This window comes from Pseudomonas sp. Q12-87, from assembly GCF_001269755.1.
GTDB classification, from domain to species: domain Bacteria; phylum Pseudomonadota; class Gammaproteobacteria; order Pseudomonadales; family Pseudomonadaceae; genus Aquipseudomonas; species Aquipseudomonas fluorescens_S.
Genome location: NZ_LHVI01000022.1, coordinates 1 through 11,037, shown reverse-complemented (window position 1 = coordinate 11,037; position 11,037 = coordinate 1). Strand labels below are relative to the sequence as shown.

9 protein-coding genes are annotated in these 11,037 nt (G+C 62.3%); 2 read left to right on the top strand and 7 right to left on the bottom strand.

Annotation, left to right across the window (positions count from 1 at the left end):
* Positions 1-72: 72 nt before the first annotated feature.
* The 7 genes from AD663_RS15555 to AD663_RS15525 all read right to left on the bottom strand — a co-directional run bounded on the left by AD663_RS15555 (position 73) and on the right by AD663_RS15525 (position 8,837).
* The gene (locus AD663_RS15555; RefSeq protein WP_053214087.1) at positions 73-2,646 is read right to left on the bottom strand and encodes an EAL domain-containing protein; all 2,574 of its coding nucleotides are present in this window, start codon (positions 2,644-2,646) and stop codon (positions 73-75) included.
* A gap of 111 nt (positions 2,647-2,757) precedes the next feature.
* A complete protein-coding gene (locus AD663_RS15550; RefSeq protein ID WP_053214086.1) occupies positions 2,758-3,438 on the bottom strand; it encodes a DUF2238 domain-containing protein in 681 nt (226 codons plus the stop codon).
* A gap of 11 nt (positions 3,439-3,449) precedes the next feature.
* Complete coding sequence (locus AD663_RS15545; protein WP_053214085.1) at positions 3,450-5,249, bottom strand: thiamine pyrophosphate-requiring protein; 1,800 nt, start codon at positions 5,247-5,249, stop codon at positions 3,450-3,452.
* A gap of 104 nt (positions 5,250-5,353) precedes the next feature.
* The gene (locus tag AD663_RS15540; RefSeq protein WP_003182459.1) at positions 5,354-5,863 is read right to left on the bottom strand and encodes a DoxX family protein; all 510 of its coding nucleotides are present in this window, start codon (positions 5,861-5,863) and stop codon (positions 5,354-5,356) included.
* Positions 5,864-5,878: 15 nt separating this feature from the next.
* Positions 5,879-6,517: a ferric reductase-like transmembrane domain-containing protein gene (locus tag AD663_RS15535; RefSeq protein WP_053214084.1), complete on the bottom strand. Its 639-nt coding sequence runs from the start codon at positions 6,515-6,517 to the stop codon at positions 5,879-5,881.
* A 260-nt stretch (positions 6,518-6,777) separates the two neighbouring features.
* Positions 6,778-8,100 (bottom strand): ATP-binding protein, encoded by a 1,323-nt coding sequence (locus tag AD663_RS15530; RefSeq protein ID WP_003182455.1) that lies wholly within the window; start codon positions 8,098-8,100, stop codon positions 6,778-6,780.
* Positions 8,097-8,837: a response regulator gene (locus AD663_RS15525; RefSeq protein ID WP_003182453.1), complete on the bottom strand. Its 741-nt coding sequence runs from the start codon at positions 8,835-8,837 to the stop codon at positions 8,097-8,099. The genes AD663_RS15530 and AD663_RS15525 overlap by 4 nt, the downstream gene beginning before the upstream one ends.
* A 231-nt stretch (positions 8,838-9,068) precedes the next feature.
* On the opposite strand from AD663_RS15525, the gene AD663_RS15520 reads away from it, so the two are divergent.
* Positions 9,069-9,332, top strand: a complete 264-nt coding sequence (locus AD663_RS15520; protein ID WP_003182450.1) for a DUF2790 domain-containing protein — start codon at positions 9,069-9,071, stop codon at positions 9,330-9,332.
* A 95-nt stretch (positions 9,333-9,427) separates the two neighbouring features.
* Positions 9,428-10,639 (top strand): cytochrome c biogenesis protein DipZ, encoded by a 1,212-nt coding sequence (locus AD663_RS15515; RefSeq protein WP_053214083.1) that lies wholly within the window; start codon positions 9,428-9,430, stop codon positions 10,637-10,639.
* Positions 10,640-11,037 lie beyond the last annotated feature (398 nt).

The window sequence follows — 11,037 nt, the reverse complement described above, 5'->3', positions numbered from 1 at the left end:
ACTCGGTTGACTTGGTTGGCAATGGTGCTGGCTGTGCCGACGCCTTCGCGAGCAAGCCACAAGGTGTCGAGTCTATAGCCAGCGCGGTGTCGTGAAGAACGACGCCATTTCCGAGCGGGGCAGTGCGGAGCCGAAGTAGGGGCCTTGTACATGGTCGCACGCGACGCTGCGCAGTTGGCTGAATTGGCGGGCATTCTCGATGCCTTCGGCGGTGACCATCAGCCCTACGCTGCGGCTCAGGCGGATCATCGCCAGGACGCCTTCGTGGTCATGCTCCAGGCCCAGTTGCGAGAGGATGTTGCGATCGAAGCGAATGCCATCGAACGGCTGGTTCAATACTTCCCGCAGGGACGCGATGCTGGTGCCGAACTTGTCGATGTTGATTCGCACGCCAAGGTCCTTGAGCGCATGGAGCGTCGTGGCGACGGTCTGGTGGTCGGACAGCAGGACGCCTTCGGCGACTTCCAGTGTCAGGCGATGAGGCGCCAGGTCGCTCGCCTGGAGGGCCGTTTGCACCTGGTTGAGCAGAAAGCTGCTGTTGAACCATTTGGGTGACACGGCGACGGAGACGCTGACGGCTGGCGGCCAAGTCGCCGCTTCTTCGCAGACGTTGATCAGCATCCAGGCCCCCAGCTCTTCCAACTGGCCCGACGCTTCGGCGACCGGGATAAAGTCAGAGCCGCCCAGTTCCCCTTTCTCCGGATGATGCCAGAAGGTCTGGGCTTCAAAGCCGTGCAATTGCTCGGCATTCATGTCGAAGCGCGGCAAGTAGCGCAGCTCGAGTTGGTCGCCTTGCATGGCATCGCGCAGTTGCTGCTCATATCGCCGACGGTCGCGGGCCAGGTCTCCCATGGCCTCCACGTACACGCGCCAGGTATTACGGCCTGCCGCCTTGGCCGCGTACAAGGCGATGTCGGCGTGGCGCAACAGCTCGTCTGCCCGTGTCTCGCCCGGCTGCGACCAGGCAACGCCGATGCTCATCCCCAGGTACAAAGTATTACCGTCCAGGTGCATGGGCCGTTGCATACAGTCGATCAGGCGTGCACAGAGTTGATCAAGGTCCTGCGCACTGCCGGGGTTGGGCATGACAATGACAAACTCATCACCGCCCAGGCGGGCCACCAGGTCGGTGCCGCGCACGTTTTGTTGAAGAATATGGGCCACTTCCTTCAGCACCTTATCGCCCACGGCGTGCCCCAGGGAGTCATTGACTGGCTTGAACCGGTCCATGTCCAGGTTCAACAGCGCCAAGGGCGCACCATTGGCCGGGTCCAGGTGTTCGCTGAGGCAATCGAACAAACGATTGCGGTTAGCCAGCCCGGTCAGCGGGTCGTGGAGGGAAAGGTGCTTGATCTGGGCCAGTGCCCGCAGCTCGTCGGTGATGTCGGTGGCGGTGCCACGAAAGCCCAGGGTGCCGGCATCAATGGCCCGCACGGAAAGTTTGCAGGTGCGCACACGTTGGTTGCGCGCGGTGTACTCGCACAACAGCGGTACCGAGGCGCCGCTGTTGGCACCGCCGAGCAGCCATTGGGCGATCGAAATCGATCCGCCGTGGGGGTGCAACAGCCGGTGCAGGGGCTTGCCCAGCCACTCCCGGGGGGCGAACCCGGTCACCTGTTCAAAACGTTCCGACAGATAAGTCAGTGCGCCGTTCGAGTCGACTTCCCACAACCAGTCAGAAGACACCTCGGCGATGTCCCGGAAACGTTCCTCACTGCGCTCCAGCGCCTTTCGGTGGGCGAGGACGCTGGCATACTGGCGTTCCTGCTCGCGCAGCATGGCCAGGGCATGGCGCAACACCAACAGCGCCAGGATTCCCAGGATCAGCAGTGCCACGACCAGCAACGGCAGCAGAACCTTGCGCAGGTCCTGGCCAGGGGTCAAGGGGCGCCATGCCAGGGCTTCCTGGCTTAACGGATCAAGGACCCATTGGGCGGTCTCATCCGGGCCTGGCGTTCTGGCGATATGGGCCTCGGGCAGGACAAAGTCCCTTGCCAGGTTTTGCAGGGATCCAGGGTCGAGGACTTTGACGAAAAGCATCAGGCTGGGGGGGCCGGGTATTTCGCGCACGCTGTTGTCCGTGCCGGTGGAGATGGCGGAGGCAGCAACGAATGCTGGCGCATCGCCGTGATGCAGCAGCTCGACAATCACCTCATCGCGCTTGTCCGGGGCGCTGGCCTTTTTCCTCAACGCCTTCAGGTCGCCGGCCAACCATGTGCCGGCATCGGCATCACTCATCTGGCCGTCAATGACGGAATAGACGGTCTTGCCTGCCGGGGAAATGACGAACACGGCCTGATAGCCATAAAGCGAATAAACGCTACTGCCGACGTTTTCCTCATCATAGGCCCACGTCTTGTCCACCTTTACGTGCAGGTGCCGGTAGGCGTCGCTCCATTTGGAGTAATCGTTCAAATCCCGGCCGATACCGGTCCGGATGCCGTCAATGGCCCGCTGGGCAAAAAACAGGCTCTGTTCACGGGCGCGCTGATCCTGCGCCTGGGTAATGTTCAGCAGTACGGCGATTGCCAGTGCGGACATGGCGAACAGCAGGAACATGATGGCCGGCAGGGTACGACGGGTGAAGCTTCGGGTAGACGAACCCGGGGTAAGAACGGTTGAGTCATTGCCAGTATCTTCAATCATAAAAATAAATCGTCAGCCAAAAAGCGATTTCACCCGCACCTGTCTTGTATCGGCTGATGGGCAGATTTACTTAGTCATGATCAAAAATGATGCACGGTTGCGTTATCGTCGTTATGTAGGCGCCTTGAAGCGCAGTGCCCATTCACGGGCGAAGTCCCGTTGGCGCAAGTAGCTGACTGCGGCGGCAGCCAGCAAGGCCATGAACGCGGCAAGCGCCGCCAAGGCCATATCCTTTTGTGAGTCCCAAGGGTCTTGTTGCGCGCCGACAAAGGCCTTGGCGGTATCGCCGCCTATATAGGCGCCGCCCAACCATTCGACGATTTCGTAAACGGCCGACGACGCCAGAATCAGGCACCAAGCCATGAAATAGCTGCTGAACCCGGTTACGGGCGCGACCCGCAGCAAGGCCTCGCGCACTGGATAGGCCAACAGCAGGCCATAGCTGAGGTGTACCAGCCGATCGAACTGGTTGCGCTGGAACCCCATCAGTTGGTCCAGGGATTGGGCCCCCGTCAAGGCCTGCCACCACGCGTTGTAAGGCACCTTGGCGTAGGTGTAGTGGGCGCCCACTTCGTGAATGCAAAGGAACACGAATACCAGCGTGGCCGATAGCCGGGAAAAGCTGAATCGGCGGTGGACGCTCACCAGGACGACCAACAAGGCAATGACCAGCAGGTTTTCCGCCAGCCAGTCGCTACGCTTGACCGGCGCGATCGCCAGCCAACCCCATAATATGCAGAAGGCCAGTAGCAGGGCCCGTTCATACCGACGAGTCAGCTCACCCGTGTGCATTCAGTCACGCCTCACTCTTTGTCCTTGCGATGGCCCGGCAACAAGGCGCCGAGCACCTGTTTGGCGGTTTCCACGACGATACCGCCCTCGTTCGGGTCTCCTTGGAGCAGGGCTGTGGCAAATTTCTTCGCCTGTTCCAATTTGATATGCGGCGGCAACGGTGCGACGTCCGGGTCGGTACGGAATTCGATCAAGACCGGGCGATCCGCCGCCAGGGCTTCATCCCAGGCGGCGGCCACGTCGTCTCCGTCGAGCACGAGGATGCCCTTCAAACCGATGGACTGGGCGAATAGGTGGTAGGGCACGTCGGGAATGTCCTGGGAGGCCTCGAATTTCGGGTCGCCCTCCATTACGCGTTGTTCCCAGGTCACCTGGTTCAGATCCCGATTGTTGAATACCGCGCAGACCCAAGTGCCGTTGGCCCAGGTGCGCCAGTATTTGGCGACCGTGATCAACTCGGCCATGTTGTTCATTTGCATGGCGCCGTCGCCCACCAGGGCCACCACCGGCCGGTCCGGATGACAGAATTTCGCGGCGATTGCATAGGGCACGGCGGCGCCCATCGAGGCTAGGCCACCAGACAGCGAGCACATCATGCCGCGACGGATCTTGATGTCCCTGGCGTACCAATTGGCGCAGGAGCCGGAATCGCAGGTGATGATGGCGCGCTCCGGCAGCCGGGGCGAAAGCTCGAACGCGACCCGTTGCGGATTGATCGGCTTGGCTGAGAGCAGGGCGCGTTTTTCCAGGGTCTTGTCCCAGCTTTCCCGCCAGTGTTCGATTTTCTTGCGCCAGGTGTGATCGGTCTTCGTTTCGATCAACGGCAACAGGGCGCGCAGGGTGTCGGCGCTGTCGCCGTGCAGGCTGACTTCCATGGGGTAGCGCAGGCTGAGCATGTCTGGCTGGATGTCGATCTGCACACCCCGGGCCTGACCCTCGGGCGGCAGGAACTCGGCATAGGGAAAGCCCGAGCCGATCATCAACAGGGTGTCGCAGCCGGCCATCAGGTTGTCGCTGGGTTCGGTACCCAGCAGGCCGATGGAGCCGGTGACCCACGGCAGGTCATCTGGCACGGCGGCCTTGCCGAGCAGGGCCTTGGCCACGCCGGCACCGAGTTTGTCGGCGATGGCGATGACTTCATCCGTGGCGTGCAGCGCACCGGCGCCGACCAGGATAGCGACCTTCTTGCCGGCATTGAGGACCTCGGCGGCTTTGCGCAGATCCTCCTCGTATGGCACCACGCTGGGCTTGCGATAGCCGACGCCGGAATGAACGGTGCCGTGTTTGTGAGGCGGTGCGGTGTATTCCATGTCTTGCAGATCGTTAGGCAGGATCAGCGCCGTAACCCGGCGCTCGCCCACCGCCGTGCGCACGGCGCGGTCGAGCAAGTGGCGCACTTGGGAAGGCGCGCTGGCTTGCTGGACAAACGCCCCGGCCACGTCCTTGAACAGGCTGACCAGGTCCAGTTCCTGCTGGTAATGCCCGCCCAAAGCGGCGCGGGCCTGCTGGCCGCTGATGGCGAGCACCGGCATGTGATCCATCCGGGCGTCGTAGAGACCGGTCACCAAGTGGGACGCCCCGGGTCCCGAGGTGGCGATGCAAACCCCCAGTTCGCCGGTGAACTTGGCGTGGGCACAGGCCATGAACGCGGCCATTTCCTCGTGGCGGGCCTGGATGAAGCGGATTTTTCCATTGGCCCGGTTCAAGGCGCCAAAGACCCCGTTGATGCCGTCGCCCGGATAGCCATAGATGCGGCGAACCCCCCATTCATAAAGGCGCTCCACCAGAAAATCACCGACGGTCATGCTCATGTCTGTCCCCTCGTCTCCTGAGCTGCGGCGGCGCGGGGCGGCCTGCAGCGGTTGGCGTGTATACGAGACTGGACCCCTGCATGCCGCCCAAGGTTTCGATTTTTTCAGGCGACTCGGTGGCGACGTTGCAATATTTTGTCCAGCAGCGCATCGATACTCAATTTCCCGGCGCCCTGCAGCACCAGCGGTAACAGCGCCACCAGGTAAATCAGCGGCAACTTGAAATTGCCATGGCCTTTATTGGTGATCGCGTAACCCTGGGCCAGCTCGGCCAAGCTTGACCAGTCCGCCGGCCAATGCACGGCAGCGGTCGCAACCACGGTGACGATGATCAGCACCAGCGCCGAGAACCGGGTGCCCAGGCCAATCAACAGGGCGACGGCGCAAAGCAGCTCCGCCCACATCGACAGCTCCCAGTTCCAGTTGGCCGGCACGTGGTTGAAGGGGAAGGGGAAAGCGGACTGGATGTCGGCGAACCAGTTCGTGCCGTTCCATTTTTCCAGGCCGGACTCGAAAAACTCCCAGGCCAGGAACAGGCGCAGGCTCAGCGGCGCAAGCCATGCTCCGGCTCGATCCAAAGGGGTGTGCAGGGCTTGCAAGGTTCTTGAATACATGACGGATCTCCGGAATCAAACGGTGCGTGGCAAGGGTTGGCGGCGTTTGCTGGCCTGGGCCAGCTTGCCGACCAGGCGAATGGCGGTGGCGGCGCAGATCAGCCCGAACGGCAGCACGTACCAGGCGCTCATCGGGATGCGCTTGAAGTTGGAATAGGCAAAAATCGCCGCCAATACCCACATGCCGGTGACGTGCAGGCGCTTCCAGGCCTTGAAACCGATCAGGCGCGTGGTGCTTTTAAAGGAAGTCAGGGCCAGCAGCAGGATGAAGACGTAGCCCACGGTGCCCGGGATGTTGCCTACCGTGGTTCGGCCGGGCCAGAACTCGGTGTTGAGCTGACCGTAGCTGTAGATCAGCACGGCGTGTACCAAGTGGGAAAAGGCAAAGGCCAGCCCGATGAAGCGCCGTTCGCGCACCAGCGCCCGGCTCAAGGGCGAGGGCACCAACACGGCGAAGGCCGAGGCAGTGAAAGCCAGCAGGAACAAGGCAAAGGATGAGCGAGCCGTGGCGCGGATGGCACTGCGTACGCCTTCGGTGAGGTCCGGGTTGAATGCCAGGGTCAGCGCGGTCATCAGCAGCACGAGGGCGGCGAGCAGGACGAACAGCGACCAGCCTTGGAAGCGAACGGCAGAGGTTGGGGGGGCGGTAGACATGATGAAGCTCCTGGGTGTCGGGGCCCGGCCATGGCAGCGACCGGGGACACAGGGAGTCTTTCAAGCGGGTGTAAGCGGGGTGTGTCGGCAATGGCCCAATGTGCAAGTTTGTGTATGCCTGGCCGTGGCAGACACACTGGAATACAAAACCTGACATTCACCTGTGGGAGCGGGCTTGCTCGCGAGGGCGTCAGGTCAGTTGACCGAATGCCGGCTGGCACACCGCTTTCGCGAGCAAGCCCGCTCCCACAGGGGTTTGTTTAACTGGCGAGCGAGGCGTCGGGGCTCAGACGTAACTCCGCACACAGGCCGCCGCCGTCGCGGTTGCTCAAGGTCAGTGAACCGCCCATGGCGATCGCCAACTGTTGGGCGATGGCCAATCCCAGCCCCGTGCCACCGGTTTCTCGGTTACGCGAGCTTTCCACCCGGTAGAACGGCTTGAGTACTTCGGCCAGTTCCTGTTCGTTGATGCCAGGGCCACGATCCAGTACCCGGATCGCCAGTTGCCCATGATCAACGACGTGTACTTCTATCTGCGCCGCGCCGCCGAACTTCAACGCGTTGTCCACCAGGTTGACCAGCACCCGCCGCAAGGCGTGGGGACGGGTATCGATCACGGCGGCATTTTTCCCTGACAGCTCCACGTCCTTGCCCGTGTCCTGGTAATCGAACACCAGGCTGTCGAGAAACGCATCCAGGCTGATGCGGCAACTGGCTTCGGTGGCGCCATGGATGCTGCGGGCATAGGCGACGCCTTCACGCACCAGGTGCTCCATTTCGCTCAGGTCGCTCCACAGCTTGTCCTTTTCAATGCCATCGTCCATGAACTCGGCGCGCAGCTTCATCCGCGTGATGGGTGTCTGCAGGTCATGGGAAATCGCCGCCAGCAACTGCATGCGCTCCTTGAGGTAGGCCGCGATGCGCGCTTGCAGCGTGTTGAATGCTTTCGCGGCATGCACGACTTCGGTCGGACCCTTTTCGTCCAGGCACACGCCATGGGCGTTCGGATCGAGGGTTTCCACCGCCTCGGCAAGTCGGGTCAGGGGCCGGACGGCGATGCGCACGGCCAGCCAGGTGCAACCGATCAACAGCGCCAACTGCCCGAGCAACGCCATCGGCAACCACGGCGAAAGGGGCACCATCGCCGGCCGCACGTCGATGGTCAGCGGGCTGCCGTCAGCCAGGCGCAGGTGGGCCTGGTAGTGCATCTGCGGGCCGGGAATATGGGTGAAGTTCAGGTCGTAGGCCTGGCCGATGGCTTCCTGGATAGAACTTACCGAAATGGGCGCGCCGGCAAGATCCATCGGTTGGCCGGGTTGGCCTTCGTCAAGCAGATAACCGTAATTGCGTCGGGCCAGTCTTGGCAGCCAGGCCGGACGTTCAGCGGCGGGCAGGCGGTCGAGGATGGCGACCGAGGTGGAGACATCGGTTTCCAGATTGCCGAGCATGGTCGTTTTGGCGCTCTCGTAGCGCTCGTAATACTGGGCGCCGAAAGAGAGCGCCTGGGCCAGGATCAGGCCGATCAAGAAGATCAGCGACAGCCTCGACGCCAGGGTCCGCGGCCAACGTAGCGCCAAGTTCATACCGACGCCTCGAGGATCTCCACTGGCAATGAAAAGACGTAGCCTTCGCTGCGCACGGTCTTGATGTACGCCGGTTCCCGCGCATCGTCGAGCAAGCGCTGGCGCAGGCGGCTGACCAGCAGGTCGATAGAGCGATCGAACAGGTCGGCGTCCCGGCCCTGGGTCAGGTTGAGCAGTTGGTCGCGGTTGAGCACCCGTTGCGGATGGTCGAGGAACACCCGCAGCAGACGGTATTCGGCGCCGCTCAAGGCAACCATGGTGCCGTCGGTGTCCAGCAAGTGGCGCGCCGTGGTGTCCAGGCGCCAGCGCCCGAACGCCAACAGACGACCGCTCTCGGTGACCACCAGATTGGGTGGCAGCATGCGTGTGCGGCGCAGTACGGCGTTGATGCGAGCCAGCAGTTCGCGGGCGGCGAACGGCTTGACCAGGTAGTCGTCGGCGCCCATTTCCAGGCCGATGATGCGGTCGGTTTCGTCGTTGCGGGCCGTGAGCATCAGTACCGGCGTGGCCTTGTGCTTGCCGGCGCGCAGCTCGCGGCACAGCACCAAGCCGTCATCGCCGGGCATCATGATGTCCAGAACGATCAGGTCCACCGGGGTGGTTTCCAGGAACGCGCGCATCTGTCGGCCATCGGCCACGACGGTGGTGCGCAGGCCGTTCTTTTTCAGGTAGTTGCCTACCAGCTCCCTGATCTCGCGATCGTCATCCACTATCAACACGTGATCGACATGTTCCATGGTGTCCAGACCCCTTTGGCGTTTTGTTGTGATCAGTCTACAGACGCCGGCCAACCCGGCTCGCGACGGTTTGTATTGCAGTGTATCTGGCGCGCGGCGGATACACAGCGATGCAAAAAGCCACCCGGCTCGATACAGGCGCGATACCTCAGCGGCATTCAATGGCTTCCATCGAGGCAACACAACAGGCCTCGGCAGAAAACTCCCATTGAACGAATCGAGGTCCATGCCATGAACACCAAAGCCATCTACGCCGCCTGCCTTTTCGCCGCGCTGAACATCTGCACCCTGTCGGCCCGTGCCGAGAGCAACGTCCAGCCCCAGACTTACCACTACGGCACCCACCTGGACATCCAGAGAGTGCTCTCCACGTCCGAAGACGCCAACCCGGCCTGCGGCGTGGTCAACGCCCACATGACCTACCTGGACTCGGCGGGGCATAAGCAGGCGCTGGACTATCGCAAGTTTGCCGACAACTGCAATAACGACAACTGAGGTGCGGTCACCGTCCTGTGGCGAGGGAGCAGGCTCTCTCGCCACAGGTGCAGGCCTGATTTTCTTGATTCACTACTCACTGTTGAGGTGATGCCATGCTTCTGATCGCTTTTCTCGGCGGGATCCTGACGATCCTCAGCCCCTGTATTCTCCCCGTGGTGCCGTTTTTGTTCGCCCGGGCCGATCGTTCTCGCCGTTCGGTGCTGCTGACCCTCGGCGGCATGGTGCTGACGTTTGCCCTGGTGTCGAGCCTGGCGGTGGTCAGCAGCGAGTGGGTGTTGCGTGCCAGCAGCGTCGGCCGGCAAGTCGCCCTGGGGGTGATGGTGCTGTTCGCCCTGTCGCTGATCTTCAGCCGGGTCGGCATCTGGCTGGCGCGGCCGCTGGTCAGCCTGGGCAATCGCATTGACGCGGGGGCAGGGCGGATGGCTGGGCCTGTGGCGTCGGTGTTGATCGGGGTCGCCACCGGATTGCTCTGGGCACCGTGTGCCGGGCCGATACTGGGGGTGATCCTGACCGGGGCCATGCTGCAGGGGGCCAGCGCTGAAACCAGCGTGTTGTTGCTTGCTTATGGGCTGGGCAGCGCCTTGTCGCTGGGAACGCTGATCCTCGCCGGGCGCGGGTTGGTCGGGCGCCTCAGACTCTCCTTGCCGGTGACCACCTGGTTGCGCCGTGGTACCGGTGCCGTGGTGCTGCTGGCTGCCGTGGCGATTGGCACGGGGGTCGATGATCGCCTGCTGGCCAGTACGTCTTCCCAGGGCTCGGCGAGCCTGGAACAGAGCCTGCTGGAAAAAGTGCCCATGGCGATCGATTACGTGGTGAGCAAGGCGGGCGCCGCGTCGATGCCAACGCTTGAGGCCCAAGGCGCCATGCCCTCGCTGGACGGCGCGGTGCAATGGCTCAACTCGCCAGCACTGAGTAGCGAGTCATTGCGGGGCAAGGTGGTGCTGGTGGATTTCTGGACCTACGACTGCATCAACTGCCAGCACACATTGCCCTACGTGAACGATTGGGCGAAAAAGTATGAAAAGGACGGGCTGGTGGTCATCGGCGTCCATACCCCGGAGTACGGCTACGAAAAGATCATCGACAACGTCCGCGAGCAGGTGCGCAAGCTGGATATCCGATACCCGGTAGCGATCGACAACCAATACGCGATCTGGCGATCCTTCAACAACCAGTACTGGCCGGCCCATTACTTCATCGACGCCAAGGGGCAGGTGCGCTACAGCCACTTCGGCGAAGGGCGCTACGGTGAGCAGGAACAGGTCATCCAGCAGTTGTTGCAAGAAGCCAAGGCAGGGCAATGACCCGTGGTAACAGAACCACCACCCGGACCATGTGGCGAGGGAGCTTGCTCCCGCTGGGTTGCGAAGCAACCCTAGAACCAGACACCTCGGTGTAACAGGCTGACCGTGTTCAGCCTTTTTGGGGGCTGCTACGCAGCCCAGCGGGAGCAAGCTCCCTCGCCACGGGTTTGTGGTTGGCTGGAGGGTTAGGTGTATCAGGCCAACAAAGTATTTATGACCAAACACCACCCTGTGGTGAGGGGATTTATCCCCGCTGGGTTGCGAAGCAACCCCAGAACCAGACACCTCTGGGTAACAGGCTGACCGTGTCCATCCTTTTTGGGGCTGCTGCGCAGCCCAGCGGGGATAAATCCCCTCACCACAAGAGGGCTGCAACCCGGTTCATGTGGCGAGGGAGC